Here is a 19,324-nt window from a genome sequence, read left to right as displayed (position 1 = left end):
CGCCAAGTGGCCTAATACTTATACTCTGTGTGTGCGACTAAGCTGAAAAGCTGCGTACTTTCTCAACATACTCACGAACGCTTTCAACCGTCATTTCTTCACGGTTGCTATCTAAAATAGTTGCACCAAATTCATCGGCTAGCTTTTTAGCTGCACTGTGCAACATATTGAATGCACTTAGACCATCGCCATCACATGGTAAGGTCATAAATAAACTAACACCGGCCGTGCTGAACTGTTCCATATTATCAATATCGAACGTGCCTGGGTTATACATATTCACTAAACGGAATAACACCGGACCTGTGCCTGCTGGGTCTAAGTGACGGTTAAAGAAACCTTCTTCAGAATACTTAAAGCCTAACATATTAACGGCTGGCAATAATTGGCTGCCATCCATTGTTAAACCCTCTGGCATTTGTAAATGCACAATAATAAAATCGGTTGGAACTTGTGCATCTGCAGCTGGTTCTTCTTCAGCGTCTTGTTGCTGAGTTTCTGCTTCAGGCTCTTCAACAACCTCTTCTGACACAGCTGGTTCGTCGTGACTTTCTGCTGAGAAGCTTAAATCACCAAACTCTGGCTCATCACGCTCTTGCGATTTTGCAGTCGCAGGCTCTTGAACCTCGCTGGTCGTTTCATTTGGTTCAACCCGCTCAACTGAAGGCGTATCTGGGCTGTCCTTTTTACGCACCGACCATAAGCCGTGAATTAATAAACCACCAATGACAAATACACTGATTACGATTAAAGCCCATCTTAATTCTTCGGCCATCCCCTCACCTTTATTATTTGATATGCCTAAATTTTATGCATGTGCCATTTGCACAGCTTGTTCTATGTCTACAGCGACCATACGTGATACACCTGGTTCCGCCATAGTTACACCGGTCAATCTGCCTGCCATTTCCATAGCAATCTTGTTATGACTGATATAAATAAATTGTACTGATTGTGACATCTCTTCTACCAAACGGCAAAAACGACCCACGTTCGCATCATCCAATGGCGCATCCACTTCATCTAGCATACAGAATGGAGCTGGATTGAGCCTGAATATTGAAAACACCAATGATAATGCGGTCAGCGCTTTTTCTCCACCACTAAGCAGGTGAATTGTCGAATTTTTCTTGCCCGGTGGTCTAGCCATGATGCTCACGCCACTTTCAAGTAGGTCATCACTGGTCAATTCAAGGTAAGCACTACCGCCACCAAACACTTTTGGGAATAACTCCCCAAAATCAGTATTTACTTGTTCAAAGGTCGCCTTAAAACGGTTTTTTGTTTCTCGGTCGATTTTTTGAATTGCCCCTTCAAGGGTATTTAATGCTTGTGTTAAGTCATCAAGCTGCTGATTTAAATAATCGCTGCGCTGTTTAGCCTGCTCAAACTCATCTATTGCCGCTAAGTTCACCGCGCCAAGTTCATTTAAAGCTTGCGTGGTTTTTGTCAGCCAAGTTTGCATGCTATTTAAATTGGCATTGTCAGGCAGTTCTTCAAGTACTGTTTTTAAATTTTGTTCCAGTTCTTCAAGTGGCTCTAACGCAGCTTGTGCTTTAACGATTAAACTTTGCTCATCCAGTGCCAATGCTTGCAACTGCTCTTGTAGCGTAACCAACTCAGATTGCGACGATTTCAGCGCTGTTTGCTTATCAGCAAGCTCCTTTTTAGCTTGACTCAAGGCCGCTTGCAAGTTTTTCAGCTCAACGTCACTTTGTTGATGCTTTTCAAGCAATAGCATTATCTGCTCTGCTACTTCTTCAAGCGGGATCACTAGCTCTTCTAATTGCTCGTTGAGCTCTAATACAGCTTCACTGGCAGCACTTTGGGCTGCATTAGCATGCTGTAGTTTAGTTTCGCTAAGTTGACACTCACTGCGAGCTTTTTGTTCAGCCAAATTAGCTTGATGTGCTTGCGTTTTATATTGCTCAAGCTGAGAAGCCACTTGGCGATAGTTGTTATTTGCCTCAGTTTGTTGATGTTTCGCCTGCTCTAACTCAGTTTCAAGTTCTAACTGCTGCTCTAATAATTGCTCAAGTAAAGTCTGCTGCGTTTGTTGCTGTTCGACAGCACTTTGCTTTTGTTCAGCCAGTAACGTTTGACGCTGTTGTAATTTAACACGCTGATTTTGCCACTGCGTTTGCTGCTCTAATAGCATATCGCGTCGAGTACTGGCCGATGCAATCTGCTGAGCCGCTTGGTGAATTCGTTCTCTGTATTGCTCTTTGTCAGCGATGAGCGTTTTCTTGTGAGCTAGATGCTCATTTAGCAAATGCTGCTTGGTTTCTAATTGCTCGTTGAGCTCTTCATCTAACTGCTGTGCATCGCTAAGCTGAGCATGCTTTAAAAGCAAAGAATTGTCGGTGTCTTTATTAGCATCGGTATGAAAGTTACGACCATGTATACAGCCTTCTTCATCAATCACTGCCAGCCAATATGGATCCGCTAAAATAGCGTCATCAAAACTAGGTTGAAAAGCAAAGCGTGCTAATAAATCAGGGTAAGCACCCGATTCGATGTAATTTGCTAATGACTCTTTTGGTAACTTAGCATTATTAGTTACAGACCAAACACTGTTAGGCTCTTTATGTTGACTGACCTTTAGATGCTCAAGGCCAAGCAGGGCTTGCTCAACTAACGGCTCAAAGCCAGCAGCCACTTTTAACTGCGCTAATAAAGAGACACTCCTGTTGTCGGTTTGCTCTGATAGCAAAGAATTAAGCGCTGCTATGCTGGCTTTGTTTTCATTACTGTGTTGTTGAACCCGTTTAAAGTCTTGCTCTAAGTGCAGCTGCTCTTTATCCGCTTGTTCTAGACTCTGAGTGAGCTTATTTAGCGCACTTTGTTGCTGCGCAAGCTCTTTTGTCAATGTTTGAATATGCTGTTGTTGCTCAGCAATTTGCGCTGCAACTGGGGTCGCTTCGAGCTCACTAATTTCAGCGGCAAGTTGTGTCTGCTGAGACTCAAGTTGTGCAACAGTCTGGGCAAAGTGAGCCTGTTGACTCTTTGCAACATTAATATCACTACTATGAGCTTGATTTTTCTGTAAGGTGCTTTGATATTGCTCATTGACACTTTGCGTTTGTTGCTGCTGCAGAGCGACTTGCTCTTCAACCTCTGCAACTTGCTCAGCGCACAGCAAACTTTGCTCAATCGCGTCTTGTAGCAGCTCTTGTAAAATAGCGGCTGAAGCATGTTGCTCTTCTTGCAGTTCTTTATTTTGTAACTGCAATTGTTGCTGTTTGATAAGGTTTTGGCTAAGTGTTTGCTGTTGCTGCTTTAAACTGATCTGTTGCTGTTCTTTGCGGGTTAACTCTGTATGAGTTTGATGCTGAGCTTGCTGGGCATCTTGCAGTTTCTGCTGCTCAAGTTGCACCTGATTTTCAAGACTTGCTAAAACATCATCGTGGCCAGAATGCGCTTCTCTAAAGAACTGAATTTGCTCTTTAAGTTTCTTGATTTGCTCAGCTTTATCAATTTGTTGTTGGTGTAACTTCTGCCACTTTAAAACCGCAATTTGCCCTTTTAAGGTACGTTCTGTGGCTTTTAGCTCTCGGAATTTTTTTGCATCGACTGATTGCACTGCAAGCTTATCGAGCTGTGTTTGCAACTCTTGCCTTACATCAAGCAATCGTTCAAGGTTTTCGCGGGTACTTTTAATGCGGGTTTGCGTTTCTCGACGACGCTCTTTGTATTTTGAAACTCCCGCGGCTTCTTCTAAAAACACACGCAAGTCAGCCGGTTTGCTCTCTATTAAACGCGAGATCATGCCCTGCTCAATAATCGCATAACTGCGCGGGCCAAGACCTGTGCCTAAAAAGATATCGGTAATATCACGCTTACGGCATTTACTGCCATTTAGAAAATAAATTGACTGACCATCTCGAGTCACTAAGCGCTTGATCGCCACTTGGTTCCGATCAGCAAAGGTATTCGGTAAATGGCCACTGGTGTTATCAAACACCAACTCAACAGAGGCTTGTGAAATAGGTTTTCGATTAGTTGAGCCGTTAAAAATAACATCGGTCATGGCATCGCCACGTAAGTTTTTCGCTGAGCTTTCACCTAGCACCCAACGCACTGCATCAATGACATTTGATTTGCCACAGCCGTTCGGGCCGACAACACATGTCATCTGATCAGGAAATGGGATCTTAGTGGGTTCAACAAACGATTTGAAACCCGCTAATTTTATGGTGCTTAAGCGCATCTAATTGTTTTACCGATTTTTATTGTTATTCTTCAATTTAACCCATTTTAGGGTAAAAGGTTAAGCGTGACGCTTAAAATTATCTAAAATAATACCCGTTGCCATTGCTACATTAAGCGATTCTGCTTGGCCATAAGCCGGAATAGTGATTTTATCAGTAACTAAGCTTTCGCAATCAGCACGAATACCATGGGATTCACTGCCCATGAGTAATACGGCATCTTGCTTAAGAGCAGTTTTGTGAATGTTCTCACCTTCTAAAAATGCGCCATACACAGGAAGGTTTAAACTAGGTAAGTAACTGGTTAAGTCGGTTTGTGTGACACTCACACGAGCAAATGAGCCCATAGTTGCGCTGATGGTTTTCGGGTTATAAGCATCGGCACTGTCTGTGCTGGTAACAATATGCTTAATACCATACCAGTCAGCAACACGAATAATCGTGCCCAAATTACCCGGATCCGACACACCGTCAAGGGCTAAAATAAGTCCTGATGTTGGTAATGCTTGTTGGCTTGGCATATCAACAACAGCAATGGCTGCGTTGTTACTAACAAGCGTACTGGCTTTAGTTAGGCTGTCTTCGTCTGCTTCAATGACTTGATGGGCTGCAAGCGCTGTTTGATGCGCAGAAATAAATGCAGGAGTCGCAAATATATGAGCAATACTTAACCCACTGTTTAGTAATTCAAGTACATTTTTTTCGCCTTGAACAAGGTACTGGTTATATTGCTTACGGTATTTCTTTTGACCTAATGCACGAATTAGTTTCAGTTGGTTTTTTGAAATCATAACAGCCTCATAAAATGATGGTTTAGTATATCAGATTCTGTACTCGAAAAACCAAGGGGAAAGTGCCAATTGCTTATTCAATCAGCACTTTTAAGAGACACTAGCTAATTAATAGACATTAACTAATTTTCGTCAGCCATTCGTTTAACCATGGCTCAGTAACAGGCCAAGGCTCAAAATCTTCACAGGCATCAATTTCTAAACGATGACCGACAGGTTTTGCCTGTAAATCGCGAAACAGCTCATCAAAACTGCGACCTGCTCCACAAAACGTATCGCCATAGCTGCGGTCGCCCATAGCAATAATGCCGTATTGCTTGCCTGTTAACAGTGGGAATTGATCGTTTAATTGGCTGTATAAAGTGATTAAGTTATCAGGAATATCACCCTGACCCGTCGTTGATGTGATCACTAAAATATGTGACGCAGCCAGCATGTCATCAACCGTGCCATTTTCAACTAATTGCGCTTGATGCTCTGACTTTTCAATAACTTCAATAACTTGCTCGCTTAAACGCTCAGCACCGCCATAGACACTGCCGACAAAAATACTAATAGTTGCCATAATAATCCTTTTCTTCTGTTGGCCAGCCAAGTTGCTGGCAAATCGTTAACATTGCATCGCCTAATGGCGCTCTAATTGTTATTGGTTGTTTGCTATAAGGGTGCACAAACTTTAATTCAGAGGCAAATAACATTAAACGACGAAGCTGGAAATGCTCTCTAAAAAATTGATTATGCTGATTATCACCATGATTTACGTCACCAATAATTGGTAATGATAAATGTTTTAAATGACGACGAATTTGATGTTTGCGGCCAGTTTTAGGAAAACACTCCACCAGCGAGTAACGAACTGTTGGATACTTACCAATTGGAATAGGTAAGCTTGCTTGGTGCAGGCAATGAAATTGCGTTTGTGCTTCTTGCGGTGCTTTATCTTGATCAGCAAACTTATCGGCAATTTTATCAAGCTCTTCTTTTAAAGGTTTATCTAAGAAGATTGATTCATTTAAAAAGCCTCTTACTAAAGCTAAGTAACGTTTTTCAATTTGCCCATCAATAAACAACTGGTTCATGTCACGGGCTGCTTCTGAACTTAACGCAAACAGTAATACGCCTGAGGTTGGTCTATCTAAACGATGTACAGGAAACACGTGTTGACCAATTTGGTCACGCAGCATCTGCATCGCAAATTGGGTTTCGTGTTTATCTAAAAACGAACGGTGAACCAATAAACCAGATGGTTTATCAATCGCAACGTAATTTTCATCGCGGTACAGAATCGTTAACTCGTCAAATTGTGGCTTAACAATCTCTTGCATGTTAGTTATCACTTAAAAGTTGATCGAGTTTTTGTAAAACGGTAATCACATCATTTCCGCCACTATGTTGTGCCAGCATCATTTCAGCCATAGGCGCAATTGCAAAATTACGGGGTAAAGGCTGAGCATGTGCTATGAGGGCGTGCATTTTTTCAAGAAAAACAAATTGCAGCCATTGCTCAAAAGCCATAGTGTCGTGGCAAAACGGTACACTAGAATTGAGCGCACTTGGGTCAATAGCTGTTGTTTGCCATAGTGAATGGCGTTGTAATGTGGATTCTAATTCGCGCAGCAGCGCCAAAGTCTGTTGATGCATTGTAAAACTCTTAATACCTTTGTGCTTAGTATACCCTGTTCCAAGGCGCCATGGTATGGCGTATAATTCGCGGCTGATATAGATTAATTACGGTAATTGAGATTTTATGACTGAGCAGATCGCCACTTTAGGGCAACTTCTGGATGCAGCCGGTACCACTTGGCGTGCCTTCGATATTGGCAGACACATCACGAAATTAGACAAAAAACAATTTCTTGCCATTGAAGAAACAAAAATCCCTTACCCTTACCCGCTTGCTGGTCATGCTTGGCTTGCTATTCAATTTTGGGATGTAAAAGCGTCTAAAGAACCTTATGTATGGTTTTTAAAATTTCCATTAGATGAGCAAAGCCGCCTAGTAAGCGCAAGCCGCGATCACTTTGCAAATATGGTAATTGAAGCACTTGGTACAGAAATTACCGGTGAAAATGCCGAGGGCAAACTTGATAACAACCCGTATGTATTTACGCCAAACGCCAACAAGCTAGCGGCATTTAATGCACAGGTTAAATGTTTACTTAAACAAAGCGCTTCACAGTACTACGAATATGCTCAGCTGTATTTCTCAGGCAAACTGGGGTTTGATAATTGGCAAAGTGTTGCAGTACAGGGTATTGCTGATTTTGCGATGCGCTTAGATAACGACACCAATTTAGCAAACCTACAAGCCGCTTGGGGACACTTACCTGTCGAAGTATTACAGCCGCTGAGTGCGATGCTTGAACATGTTGCAATCGAACCGGTGTTTGCAGAGCAATTGTTAGCCTATGGTTTAAAGGCGATAGAGCAAAAAGACGACATTGCTCTTGTTGCAGCTCTTAGAAGTTTATCAAAAACAACAGCGCAAGGTTTAACTGCACAACTGGTAGATACTGTATTACGCTCTGAGATGAACACCCAGTCAGATGTACTATTAACAATTGCAGGGCGTTGTTTTAGCACGCTTGAAGACCCAGAACGCTTACATGTGTTTATGGATTGTTGTGCACACCACACTGAAATTGAACAACTGTTTGTGAGTATTTTCACCGATTTAGTTGCAATTCCTAGTATTCGCCCTCACCTACTAGGTTTATTAAGAAAAGAAAATCGTAGCGAAACACTCGCTCGAGCAATTGGAAGGTTATTCTCGTAAATGGCAGGCTTGTGGACACTTATCATCATTGGCAGCATCATCTACTTTTTTTGGTTAAACAGAAAAGTAGCCGAAGCAGCTAACCTTCATGCACAAAGACAAATTGAGCAATTAAATGTGCAACTGATGAGTGTCGCTTGCAATAAACGCAGGGTTGGTATTTTAAAAAGTGGTAAGCCAGGTATTAAAAGCGAGTTTATTTTTGAGTTTTCAAGTGATGGGCAAAGCGTGTATCAAGGCGTTTTGATCATGGAAAATGAATTACTTAAAAGCGTAGTAATACCGCCGCATAAGATTTAAGTTGCGAGTTGCGAGTTGCGAGTTGCGAGTTGCGAGTTGCGAGTTGCGAGTTGCGAGTTGCGAGTTGCGAGTTTTACAAAAATAATTGCCTGTTTGAGAAGTGCAACCTCCAGAAAGAACTAAGGCGTAGCTACTAGCCACGCCCCAATCTTGCTACTTCCATGATTAAGTATCCTTACTTATGCCGAAGCTGCCTTTTTATCTTTCCCCTGAACGGGTATACATCCGATACACCCACCATGCTACCTCTTGTAGCATTTAACACATCCTAGTGCCGTCCTCTTGCCGTCAATGGCTATCCACTTCGTTTTCCAAACGCTCCTTTAGCTTCCTGCTAAAATCATCCTTTGGTCAGTCCTTTTCAATCGCTCCGCGATTGTACTGCATCCTGGCAGTGTCCTCGTTCTTCCTTGCTTCCCTAGCTCTTGTCCCTTTGCTTCCTGCTAAGCATCTTGCTTTGTTGCCATAATCCTAATCCTTGGCATCAGTTCATTCATTGAACCTGCGTCTTCTTGACATGATTAAGTTTAGAGAAACGGAGAAATCTTGGTAGGCATAAAAAGTAATTTTTTCTAAGTCACAAAAATGACAAAAACAATAAATCCTTTAAAATCATTGAAATAAGCAGTTTTAGGTACAAATTTAACGGCATTAAACTGATAAAACTCACAGCAATGTGAGATTTATCTCACATTGCTATTTCCAAAACGTCCTTTCGTCACTGTGCCGCTTTGAACATCAAGTCACCTTCGACTTGGTTAAAGCTCAAGGCTTTGAACACCTCAAATCCTTCAGAGCTAAAGAATTCGCGTTGTTCAGAGCGAGTAACAAAGACAGCTAATCCACTTGCTTGATTGCTTGATTCAACTAAATCATCAAGGCCTCGTAGCAGATATCGACCCAAACCTTGCCCTTGAAAATGTGGGTCAACGGCAATAAAGGCTAAAAATAGGTAATGACCTTTGGTCGAAAGTGCTTCACGAATAGTGCGCTCCTTTTCTATAAGCTGATTGGTTTGCAAGTAACCTGCACTGAGCATCAGCTTTAATCGCCAATGCCAGTATCGCTCAGCTTGTAGCTCACTTGCCGAATCAAATACACACGCAATAGCTTTTAATCTACTTTGTGAGTAAAGGCCTATTAATGGCTGTTTTTCTTGCCAAAAACTTGCCAGTTCTTCACGCACTAAGGCACGTAGTTTAGTTTCATATTTACTTGGATTATCTTGTTGAAAACCTAACACGTTCTGAAGAACGGGATCATCATGATAAGCTTGATAGATAAGGCTTGCGGCAGTGCTGATATCTTCAGCACTTAGGTATTGCACACTTAAGGTTTCGGGTTCAGCAACTGTCAAAATACTCATCCTTTTATTTGTTTTATTATTTTAGTACTAGACTATAAGGTATATACCCTACTGCGATTAAAGACAAATTCAGCGTAAGTTAAACTGCTGTTCATCATCATTAAGTTCAAGCAGTAATAATTATCGCCATACACAAGGAGCAGAACTATGGATACGACAAAACATGACATTTCGACCCTATTTGCACAACTTGGTTTGCCAAGCAAAGAAAGTGAAATAGATGCTTTTATAGCATCGCATCAACTGTCTGATACGACCCTCTTGCAGGAAGCACCTTTTTGGGATGAAGCTCAGCAACACTTTTTAGCAGAATCACTTGCTGAAGATGGAGCTTGGAGCGAAGTGATTGATGAATTAGATGCAAGGTTACGTCAGTAATGTTTCGCTTTCTTATTTACACGCTCTCAAAGCAAACTTTTAGTGTGTAAATAAGGAAAGTAATTTCACTCCACATCTATTATTGCTACCATACGCGCGCACTGCAGCCCATATACTGCGGTGCTTTTTAGTCTTTTATTAAAGAGTTTATACGAAAATGAATGCCGTTGTATTTGATGCAATTAAAACCCTTCTTGATGAAGGTAAAACCCCAACAGTTGCCCTAACCAAAAGTAAGCTAACTCAACCTATGCCGATGCCTGTGATCATCGCAGCGGTTAGCCAATATAAAAACAACCCGGATTCAATTAAAAATTTCATTAATAACCCGTCAAATGAACAAGTAAGTACAGCCAATGAAAGTCAATTGGATCGTATTGAGGCTAAATTAGATAGGTTATTAGCACTGCTTGAGAAAAAATAATGTTTGTTGTCGATCTGACTTTTGATTGCTACCAAGATACCACCCTAGAGCTTGCTGAGCAGGCGATAAACCGCCTTGTTAATGCACTTCGTTTTAACGGCCAAATCATTGGTGATGAATTTCCAACGGTTTTAAAAGATGGATTTTTCATTACCCGTGTGATGTGCCCAACCGAAGATGCGATGCATCCGCTCAACCATAGCCCGTTTGTAAAGCACAGTATTGAGCAATTACACACCGCGGGCTTACTGGCACCAAAAGTAAAAGTGATCGGCCAAGACATTCACTCAAATGGTGCAGACATGTGCCATGATCCATCGTGCTATATTTTATATACCACGTATGTGCATACCTGCAGCCCACTTTATTGTGGTGATGACTTTTTGCCTGTGCCGTTATTTCGCATTCCGGCAATTGCCAATGGCGATTACAAAACACTGATAAAATGGCAAGAAGACTGGCAAGCGTGCGATCAAATTCAGATCAATGGTGCAACCCGTTGTGAATTTCCTGCGCTTGAAGAGCTAACTAGTATCAAGAGTGACTTATATCGCCGTGGTCGCGATATCACTAAGCGTATTAGTTTTCTAACCAAGAAGCCTGTTTATTATTATTTATATCGTGTTGGCGGCGTTGATAAAGAGTCGGAGCTTAAACGTCGTTGCCCAAGTTGCGATGGCGAATGGAAATTACCTGAGCCATGGTTTGGCTTATTTGATTTTCGTTGCGAGCCTTGTGGCATTGTTTCGAATATCTCGTGGGACTTTCAATAGCTTAATAAAGGCAATAACCAGATACATGAAAGGGGCAACCGCCCCTTTTTACTTTTTAAGCTTATACCGCTACTTTGTCCAAAAACTCACTGATGCTAGTTGCTAGCACATGATGTGGTTTTTTACCCACGTACTCTAAACAAACCTCACCGCTTTCGACTAATACCGTGATCAGCAGATCATCTTGTTCTGTGAGGCCAATAAACACGGTTTCTGGCTGCTTTAACTTACGCTTCATTAATACGTGACCGGTAATATTTTGCTGTAAGCGGCTAAAATCATCTTCATTCCATGCTTGTAGCAGCTCAATGTGATGATCATCAACACTCAATAACAAATTACCCGCATAGACATGACCAAACAATGGGCTTAAATCTTCAGGAAACGATAGTTCGAGTGCCTTGGCTAAGTCTTCTAAACTGCCAGCAGGTTGTTGCGGAACTGCACGCCACTGAATAAGCCCCTGATCATCAACTTCGCCCTGCTCACAGGGACTTGGCCATGCTGAATCATGTTCAATAACAGGAAGCTTTCCTGTGCGTTCGAGGCATTTTTCACTAAATGCTTGATGTAACTTATCTAGTTTTGTAGAAACAGACATACTGCGAAACTCATTGGCTTTAGGTATAATGCCGCCATTGTAACTACAAAAGTGTAAAGATGACAGATTACAGCAACTCACCCGAACTGAAAAACAGTGTTCTTGGTAAAAGCACAGAGTATGTAGATACCTACACACCCAGTTTATTGTTTCCTATTGCCCGCAAATTAAACCGTGATGCATTAGGTGTTAGCGAAGATAACTTACCGTTTAAAGGCCAAGATATCTGGACTGGCTATGAATTATCGTGGCTAAATAGCAAGGGTAAGCCAATGGTCGCTGTGGCAACATTTGTATTTCCTTGCCAAAGCAGTCACATCATTGAGTCAAAGTCATTCAAACTGTACCTAAATAGCTTTAATCAGACACGCTTTGAAACGCGAGATGACGTTCACCAAGCACTGAGCAAAGACTTATCCGCTGCGGTAAATGCACCCGTGATCGTTACTTTATACCAAGCAGATGATTTCAATTGTTTGCCATTTACAGCGTTACCGGGCGTATGTATTGATGATCTGGATATCGAAATCACCAGCTATGATATTGATGCCAGCTCACTTCGCCATAATGGTGATGAGGTTGTCTCAGAAACCTTACACAGTCATTTGCTAAAATCGAATTGCTTGATCACTTCACAGCCTGATTGGGCGAGTGTGATTATTCGTTATAAAGGCCAAGCAATTTGCCATGAAGCCTTATTAAAATACTTAATTTCGTTTCGAACTCATAACGAATTTCATGAACAATGTGTAGAGCGTATTTACTGCGATTTAATGCAGCAATTAAACCTCGAAGAGCTTGAAGTGTATGCGCGTTATACACGCCGTGGCGGTTTAGATATCAACCCTTATCGCTCAACGAATCAAGATGAAACCCCCTTCAAGGTAAAAATTAATCGCCAATAACTTTATGGCAATAAAAAACCGAGTTGTGAAACTCGGTTTTTTATTGTCTGAAGATTCGTTACAGATAATTACTCGTCTTTAAAAATACCCACATACGTTGGTGATGTATTTGATTTACTCGCACGGTACATACCTGCGGTGTTAAACGGCAAGCTGATGTTACCTTTAGCATCAATAATGATCACACCGCCTGTGCCACCTATAGGCATTAATACATCGTGGATCACTTCGTTACCTGCTTCCACAATGGTTTTACCTTGGTATTTTACGCGAGCACAAATATCAGCTGCCACATTGTAGCGAATAAAGTACTCGCCATGGCCTGTTGCAGATACTGCACATGATTCGTTTTCAGCAAAGGTCCCCGCACCAATCACTGGTGAATCGCCCACACGGCCAAAACGTTTTGCTGTCATACCACCTGTAGAAGTACCTGCAGCGATATTACCGTTTTTATCAAGTGCAACTGCACCGACAGTGCCCATTTTGTAATTAACCGGCAGGGCTTTGTGTGCAGCTTGGTAGTCTTTGCTAGTTACTTTTTGTTTATCGAGCTTTTCTTTTGCTTTTAATAAGGCTTTATAACGGTGCTCAGTATCAAATAGGTTGTTTTCAACCAGTGGCATACCTTGAGTTTTTGCAAACTCTTCTGCACCTTGACCACTAAGCATGACATGCACTGATTTTTCCATCACTAAGCGTGCCAGGTTAATTGGGTTTTCAATGTGTTTAACCCCTGCAACAGCACCGGCTTGGCGTGTACGACCATCCATAATTGATGCATCAAGCTCATGTGCACCGTCATAAGTATATACAGCACCGCGACCTGCGTTGAAATACGGCGAGTTCTCAAGCACATTAATTGCCGCAGTGATGGCATCTAGGCTCTCACCGCCCTTTTCTAGCACCGCATAGCCTGTTTCAACGGCTTCTTTTAATTTAGCGCGATAGGCTTTTTCTTGTTCTGGCGTGAAGCGGCTCTTTTCAATCGTCCCTGCACCGCCATGAATAGCGATAGCGAAAGGTTGATCACTACTGTGGCTTAAAGTACTAAATGATAATGCGCTAAGCGCAATAGCTGAGGTGAGAAATGTTTTTAACATAGGGGCACTTATATTTATTTTAGTTTGTAAGCCCAATGTGAATAATTCGGCGCTGGTTTTCAAGCTTTAACCGATGAAAGAAACAAAAAAAGCGCCTAATGGCGCTTTTTTTCAGCAGTTTAAAATTAAGCTTTAGCTGCTTTTAAACGTGCTAAACGTGCAACTTGATGAGTAGACGTTAAGAAAGAGTAGATTGGTGCTAGGTAGCCACGCTTACGAAGGTCTAAGAACTCTTCATCGCTTAGTGAGTTAAGTTTTTTCTCGTCAACAAGGTAGATACCGTTGATGTCTTTTTTCTCACCTTTGATTTCTACTGTTAGCGTTTGAGCTACTAGTAGTTCTTTGTCTGCAAGGTACTTAGTGAATGCTTCAGTTACCTGAGAGAACTCGATGAAAGAAACAAGTGCTTCTTTACGACGCTTAAGGTATTCAGTTTCTTCACCGTTTTCGAAAAGTGCATTACCTGTCTCTTCACTTACAAGCGGGCTTGCTTCGTCGATTACGATACCAAATTGGTCAGCTTCAGGGTGCTTAACAAGACCAAGTGGGTAACGAGTCATAGACATAGGTGCAAATGCAGCTGTCCATTTGTCATCTTGAATGAAAAGGTTTTCGCCTGGCTCTAGACCAAATAAAGCAACTGCTTGGAATTGACCTGATTCGTTGTTTTTAACAAATGCCATTGGGAATTCATTTGCGATGCGTGCAAATTCGTGTGCAACCACAGGTACTAAGTGCTGAGATTTCATGAACTCGATGTTGATGCCATTTTGAATTTTAGTGTTGGCATGTTTTTCGTTATGTAAAGGCTGTACTTGTTGCTCCGCCATGATACTGCTCCATTAATTTTATAATATGTTTTTGCTGTTAGTGCCCAAAGCCTATAGGTTTTGGCAACAAAAAGGAAGTGAAAATTTTGTGGCAGTTTGTACATACTTACTTAACATTTATTTATCAGCAGCTTTGATCTCAATCTATTCTTCTCTAAAAAGCCGAAAAGCTTAATGACATCGCTGTCACACCTTGTATACTTGATGAAAATGAACGTTAATTAGGCAAATAGTATGAGCTCTTCACTACTAATAAAAAAAATTACAATTGTGGGTGGTGGTTCGTCTGGCTGGATGACAGCAGCGTATTTGAATCACTTTTATAACAAAACCGAAAAAAACGTCGAAATCACCTTAGTCGAAAGTAAAGATATTGGTATTCTAGGTGTCGGTGAAGCGACCGTACACAGCATCCGATTTTTCTTTGCCGCGATGGGTCTCGATGAGCAAGAGCTACTAAGAGAAACACAGGCAACTTATAAAACAGGTATCATGTTCAAAAATTGGATGAAGCCTGTTAATGGTAAAATGCATGAATACTTTCACCCATTTGAGCAAATAAAAATAGGCGATAACTTTGATATTTCTACCTCATGGGTTTTATCACAGCAAAACTCTGGTATGCGTTACGATGAAGGGACCTGTATTTCATCAGCTTTGATTAAAGCCGGCCATGGACCAAAAGCGATCAATTCCCCTCCTTACCAAGGTGTAGCTCCTTATGGGTATCATATAGACGCTAATCAACTAGCACGCTTTTTACGAACAAAAGCAACGGCAGCAGGTGTAAATCATGTGGAAGCAACTGTCAGTAAGGTCAATTGTGACGGTGAGAGAATTATCAGCGTTGAGACCGACGCAGGAACGTTTCAGGCTGATTACTTTATAGATTGTACTGGATTCAAAGGCTTGCTGATAAATGCTGTTAGTGATGATAACTGGATTAGCTATGAGGATGCTCTTCCATGCAATAAAGCTGTTGCTGTTCAACGCCATTATCCAGAAGGAATAGAACCTAAACCATACACAGAAGCTACTGCATTATCGAATGGATGGGTATGGCAAATTGATCTAGTAAATCGCCAAGGTACTGGCTATGTTTACGATGGTTCAAAGCTGAGCAAAGAACAGGCCGAGCATGAATTAAAGTCTTTTTTAGGCCCAGAATCTGAGTTTATTAAAACATTACATATTGATATGCACATTGGCCGTCGAAAACGTTTTTGGGTAGGTAACTGTATCTCAATTGGCCTGTCTGGTGGGTTTATCGAGCCCCTTGAATCAACTGGACTACATCTGATCAATTTAGGTGCTCGGTTATTATCTACTCACCTTGTCAATCGCCAAGTAAGTCAAGAAATCCAAAATTCATATTCAACATTGATGATCAATGCATACGAAGATCTAAAGCAGTTTATTGTCTTACATTATTGCATTACTAACCGAGACGACTCAGAGTTTTGGCTTCAAGCACAGCAATCTGTTGAATACTGCCCAGAACTAAAGCAAAAGCTTGCAATTTGGAAGCACAAAATATGTGAGTATGCAGATTTACAAACGGCAAGTACCTCATGTTTTAACGACGAGAACTACCGTTTCATCCTTTATGGCATGCAATATTATCCTGACTTTTCATATTCATATGATAAAAACAGAATGGATGCTTTATTTAGTAAAGTAAAAGAACGCTGCCAACAAGCGGTTAATTTTACTCAAACACATCAAGCATCATTAGCTAAATTACATAGCTAGAAAAGGAGCCTTAGTGCTCCTTTTTCAGAATATTTATCACTTCATTTAATGCAAACTCATAATGTCGCCAACGGCCAATTCCTGATTTAAAAATGGGTTGCTTTACTTGCTCATTACTGATGGTATGAACAACTCTTTCAGTGCGATGAAAATCTAAACATTTGCTTTCAAAGTCGAGCTCCAAGAAATTTAGCATTCTTCTAATTTGCGGCTCTGTCTCATCCACCAGTGATTCGTACTCAACATTTAAGATATGTGTTGGATAAAGACTCAACCAATGGTTCATTAACTTATTATATCTTAAGTAATAATTAGCTAAGTGCTTTAAATCGTAGCTAAACCGAATTCCATCACCAAATAGCTGTCTATAATTCCCCCAAATTGTATCTAAAGGGTTACGCTTACAATGAATTATTTTTGCATTTGGGAAAGCACGTAAAATGATGCCAATCGCCTTAAAATTAAGAGGCATTTTGTCTGTAAAATAACGCTTACTTTGGAATGAACTTGTTAAAGTTAAATAGCTATCTGCAATTGCTTTATAAGCATCCTTTGGTAGCTCATCAGCCCAATACGGATAAGGCTTGTTCGGCCTAACTTTATGCAAAACAGATTGGCAAGCCATAGCTAAATCACTTAATTCATCTGCCCCTACTACTTGGCTATGGCTAGCAAGAATTTGTTCAACCAGAGTTGTGCCAGTTCGAGGCATACCGACAATAAACACAGGGCAAGACTCACTATCTAGAGCATGATCTGCTTTAATAGCCGTGCTAAAAGCAGCCTCGATTTGCTCTAATTCATCTAGCTCCTGTGCTGGCAGATAATGTATAAAAGACGCTTTTTTTGCTAAAGCACCTTGATTATAAAAGCTAAATGCTCTTTCGTAGTCATTTTGTTTATCAAAATAGCTAGCCACAGAATAAGCATACAACGCTTGTTCTGCTTGGGTTGCATTTTTTTTCTCTAGTAAAGTGATTAAACGATCAACATGTGCCTTATTTAAACCATTTTTTAATAATGCTTTTTGCCAATAAGCTTGTGCATCAGAGTTTGATTTTAAGAGTTGCAGATCGAGCTGTTGATGAGCTGAGGTAAAATCCCCCTGCTCTTTATAAAGCATTGCAAGTAGTAAGTGATTATCACTTTTTTCAGCAAGTAATAGCTCGATTGCGTATTGATGTTGTTTTTGTGCTCGAAGAGCAGAAACATAAAGCTGCAAAATCGTCGGATGATTTTTTACTACAGCCAATTCATTTATTAAACGTTTGAATTGGCGTGTTTGCAAATAAAATTGCCCAAGCCAACTATATAGCTCAATGTTAGTGTTATCATGTTCAACGGCTTCTCGTAAATGTAGCTCAAGCTCTTGCAACTTCCCCTGCCTAAATAAGAGTTTAGCTTGATCTATAACCTCTTTAGTAACGTGTATACTCACAGGGTTTGCAGCCCATACTGTTTGATCTTAGTGATCAGTTCTCGATGATCCGGCAGCTGCTTCAAAAGCTGACTTTGATAGCCCCTTAATTGTGATAACCACTGTTGGTAAGCCTGTGGGTCATTATATTGAAAGTGACTAGCCAGAATATCGGTTTCAAACTCCATTCCATAAAGTACATATAAGTAGTTATCCAGATTAAAAATCGACAATTTATTATGGAAGTCATAATCTGTAGGAATTTGATGGCGCCAATAATCTAAGTTTTCTTGTAAAGATTCAGGAATAGAGGCTAAACCGCAATTATCAATCCAAAACTCGCTATCTCGACGTTTCGAAATACAATAATGCAATTTGACGAAGTCTATAACACGATCCCAAGTTTGTTGTATCCGGCTATTAAATCGCTTTTCAACGAAAGGCATCATCTCAATTGTTGTCGGAAATAACTCTGCAAGCATTCTTGCAGTAGCATCAAATACAAGTAATCCTGTTGCTTCAAGAGGCTCAACAAAGCCCTGAGATAAACCAATTGCCACACAGTTTTTATGCCAGAACTTTTCCCTGTAACCGATTTTCATTTTAATTAGGCGTGGCTCAAGATGATCAAACTCTGACCCTAGATAGGTTCTGAGCTGTTGTTCTGCTTGCTGATGAGAAATATGATTACACGAATAAACATGCCCTACACCACGACGCTCTGATAATCCAATATCCCAAATCCAACCAGCAGTCTGTGCTGTTGCTATTGTATGACTTGCAATTGGGTGTTGCTCATTAAGGTAAGGAACCTGAATAGCAAGTGCATGATCAGCAAATAAAACATCGCTTTTGTCGACAAAGTCCACACCCAATTTTTCGCCTATTAATAAAGCATTAAATCCAGTGCAATCAATAAATACATCAGCTTCTATAACACCATGCTGCTCTGTAAGCACAGAGGAAATTTCACCTTGTTCAGAGAGTTGAATATCAATCACTTCATCTTTGATATGCGTGACCCCCAATTTATTGACGGCATTTTCCGTCAGCATCATTGAGAACTTGGCCGCATCTAAATGATAAGCATATGCCGTATGTCCTTGATATTGTTTATCAGTTATTCTCTTTGGTGCCAGATTAGCGTCACAAATAGCGCCTTGCACAGCAACCGAATCAGCGAATTTAGTGGCTTGTTCTTGCATAAGCCAATAAGGTGTCGAGTTAAACTCGTTTATCAATGGGTAGTCAAATAAGTGATGATAATAGTGCTGACCTGCTTGTGCAGGATCGTGTGTCCAATTTACAAATTTGATACTTTGCTTAAATGTGGCATCACAACGACGAATAAACTCGCCTTCATCAATACCAAAATATCGCAAACTTTCGCGCATAGCCGGCACAGTGCCTTCGCCAACCCCTATAGTTGGAATATTTGGTGATTCAATTAGGCTAATTGCTATGCCATTTGGCTTAGCTAATTTCTTTGCTAAATGGTTAGCGGTTATCCAGCCTGCGGTACCACCACCCACGATTACTATTTTTTTTATGATTTTTTTTTGCACGTCAATACTCACCCTACCAGTAAATTACCATTACTAGATCGTTTACTTATTTAATATCACACCTTTGGGATGAGATTAAATAAACTTACCGTACTAAATTCAAGGCAAATAAAAAGGGAGTTGAACTCCCTT

Annotated in this window: 19 protein-coding genes; 7 read left to right on the top strand and 12 right to left on the bottom strand. The window is 40.9% G+C overall.

What is annotated here, in order from left to right; translation table 11 throughout:
• Nucleotides 1-37: 37 nt before the first annotated feature.
• The 6 genes from zipA to NH153_RS19490 all read right to left on the bottom strand — a co-directional run bounded on the left by zipA (nt 38) and on the right by NH153_RS19490 (nt 6,643).
• On the bottom strand, nt 38-775 hold the full coding sequence (zipA, locus tag NH153_RS19515; protein ID WP_063706996.1) for a cell division protein ZipA: 738 nt from the start codon (nt 773-775) through the stop codon (nt 38-40).
• A 33-nt stretch (nt 776-808) separates the two neighbouring features.
• Complete coding sequence (locus NH153_RS19510) at nt 809-4,210, bottom strand: chromosome segregation SMC family protein (RefSeq protein WP_063706994.1); 3,402 nt, start codon at nt 4,208-4,210, stop codon at nt 809-811.
• Nucleotides 4,211-4,270: 60 nt separating this feature from the next.
• On the bottom strand, nt 4,271-5,002 hold the full coding sequence (locus tag NH153_RS19505; protein WP_063706992.1) for an RNA methyltransferase: 732 nt from the start codon (nt 5,000-5,002) through the stop codon (nt 4,271-4,273).
• Between the two features lie 118 nt (nt 5,003-5,120).
• Nucleotides 5,121-5,567: a flavodoxin gene (locus tag NH153_RS19500; protein ID WP_063706990.1), complete on the bottom strand. Its 447-nt coding sequence runs from the start codon at nt 5,565-5,567 to the stop codon at nt 5,121-5,123.
• The gene (gene truC, locus NH153_RS19495; protein WP_063706988.1) at nt 5,554-6,327 is read right to left on the bottom strand and encodes a tRNA pseudouridine(65) synthase TruC; all 774 of its coding nucleotides are present in this window, start codon (nt 6,325-6,327) and stop codon (nt 5,554-5,556) included. The genes NH153_RS19500 and truC overlap by 14 nt, the downstream gene beginning before the upstream one ends.
• Nucleotide 6,328: 1 nt before the next feature.
• Nucleotides 6,329-6,643 (bottom strand): YqcC family protein, encoded by a 315-nt coding sequence (locus NH153_RS19490; protein WP_063706986.1) that lies wholly within the window; start codon nt 6,641-6,643, stop codon nt 6,329-6,331.
• Nucleotides 6,644-6,749: 106 nt separating this feature from the next.
• Between NH153_RS19490 and NH153_RS19485 the strand changes: the two genes are divergently transcribed.
• Together NH153_RS19485 and NH153_RS19480 are read left to right on the top strand one after the other, a co-directional pair.
• Nucleotides 6,750-7,778, top strand: coding sequence for a DUF3549 family protein (locus NH153_RS19485; protein WP_063706984.1), 1,029 nt, complete (start codon nt 6,750-6,752; stop codon nt 7,776-7,778).
• Nucleotides 7,779-8,078 (top strand): DUF3301 domain-containing protein, encoded by a 300-nt coding sequence (locus NH153_RS19480; protein ID WP_063706982.1) that lies wholly within the window; start codon nt 7,779-7,781, stop codon nt 8,076-8,078.
• A 718-nt stretch (nt 8,079-8,796) separates the two neighbouring features.
• Here NH153_RS19480 and NH153_RS19475 read toward each other — a convergent pair.
• Nucleotides 8,797-9,444 (bottom strand): GNAT family N-acetyltransferase, encoded by a 648-nt coding sequence (locus NH153_RS19475; RefSeq protein ID WP_063706980.1) that lies wholly within the window; start codon nt 9,442-9,444, stop codon nt 8,797-8,799.
• Nucleotides 9,445-9,591: 147 nt separating this feature from the next.
• Between NH153_RS19475 and NH153_RS19470 the strand changes: the two genes are divergently transcribed.
• The 3 genes from NH153_RS19470 to NH153_RS19460 all read left to right on the top strand — a co-directional run bounded on the left by NH153_RS19470 (nt 9,592) and on the right by NH153_RS19460 (nt 11,019).
• Nucleotides 9,592-9,822, top strand: a complete 231-nt coding sequence (locus tag NH153_RS19470; protein ID WP_036969581.1) for a DUF2789 domain-containing protein — start codon at nt 9,592-9,594, stop codon at nt 9,820-9,822.
• 157 nt (nt 9,823-9,979) lie between these two features.
• A complete protein-coding gene (locus NH153_RS19465; protein WP_063706978.1) occupies nt 9,980-10,246 on the top strand; it encodes a hypothetical protein in 267 nt (88 codons plus the stop codon).
• Nucleotides 10,246-11,019: a Zn-ribbon-containing protein gene (locus NH153_RS19460; RefSeq protein WP_063706975.1), complete on the top strand. Its 774-nt coding sequence runs from the start codon at nt 10,246-10,248 to the stop codon at nt 11,017-11,019. The genes NH153_RS19465 and NH153_RS19460 overlap by 1 nt, the downstream gene beginning before the upstream one ends.
• A gap of 61 nt (nt 11,020-11,080) precedes the next feature.
• Here NH153_RS19460 and syd read toward each other — a convergent pair whose 3' ends face one another.
• Nucleotides 11,081-11,620 carry a SecY-interacting protein gene (gene syd, locus NH153_RS19455; protein WP_063706973.1) on the bottom strand — a complete coding sequence of 180 codons (540 nt, stop codon included), beginning with the start codon at nt 11,618-11,620 and terminating at the stop codon, nt 11,081-11,083.
• 59 nt (nt 11,621-11,679) lie between these two features.
• On the opposite strand from syd, the gene queF reads away from it, so the two are divergent.
• Nucleotides 11,680-12,525: an NADPH-dependent 7-cyano-7-deazaguanine reductase QueF gene (queF, locus tag NH153_RS19450; RefSeq protein WP_063706971.1), complete on the top strand. Its 846-nt coding sequence runs from the start codon at nt 11,680-11,682 to the stop codon at nt 12,523-12,525.
• A 68-nt stretch (nt 12,526-12,593) separates the two neighbouring features.
• Here queF and NH153_RS19445 read toward each other — a convergent pair whose 3' ends face one another.
• Both NH153_RS19445 and NH153_RS19440 read right to left on the bottom strand, forming a co-directional pair.
• Nucleotides 12,594-13,628, bottom strand: a complete 1,035-nt coding sequence (locus NH153_RS19445) for an isoaspartyl peptidase/L-asparaginase family protein (protein WP_063707219.1) — start codon at nt 13,626-13,628, stop codon at nt 12,594-12,596.
• A gap of 125 nt (nt 13,629-13,753) precedes the next feature.
• Complete coding sequence (locus NH153_RS19440; protein WP_063706969.1) at nt 13,754-14,458, bottom strand: SapC family protein; 705 nt, start codon at nt 14,456-14,458, stop codon at nt 13,754-13,756.
• A gap of 234 nt (nt 14,459-14,692) precedes the next feature.
• On the opposite strand from NH153_RS19440, the gene NH153_RS19435 reads away from it, so the two are divergent.
• Nucleotides 14,693-16,210 (top strand): tryptophan halogenase family protein, encoded by a 1,518-nt coding sequence (locus NH153_RS19435; RefSeq protein ID WP_063706967.1) that lies wholly within the window; start codon nt 14,693-14,695, stop codon nt 16,208-16,210.
• A 10-nt stretch (nt 16,211-16,220) separates the two neighbouring features.
• Here the strand turns inward: NH153_RS19435 and NH153_RS19430 are convergent, their stop codons facing one another.
• Both NH153_RS19430 and NH153_RS19425 read right to left on the bottom strand, forming a co-directional pair.
• Nucleotides 16,221-17,648: a tetratricopeptide repeat-containing sulfotransferase family protein gene (locus tag NH153_RS19430; protein ID WP_138625670.1), complete on the bottom strand. Its 1,428-nt coding sequence runs from the start codon at nt 17,646-17,648 to the stop codon at nt 16,221-16,223.
• Nucleotides 17,645-19,192, bottom strand: a complete 1,548-nt coding sequence (locus NH153_RS19425) for a tryptophan halogenase family protein (protein ID WP_063707217.1) — start codon at nt 19,190-19,192, stop codon at nt 17,645-17,647. Before NH153_RS19425 ends, NH153_RS19430 begins: the two co-directional genes overlap by 4 nt.
• Between the last annotated feature and the right edge of the window lie 132 nt (nt 19,193-19,324).

Origin of the sequence: Pseudoalteromonas gelatinilytica (genome assembly GCF_001641615.1) — a bacterium.
In the GTDB taxonomy this organism is placed as follows: Bacteria; Pseudomonadota; Gammaproteobacteria; order Enterobacterales; family Alteromonadaceae; genus Pseudoalteromonas; species Pseudoalteromonas gelatinilytica.
This window is presented reverse-complemented; position numbering and strand designations above follow the sequence as displayed.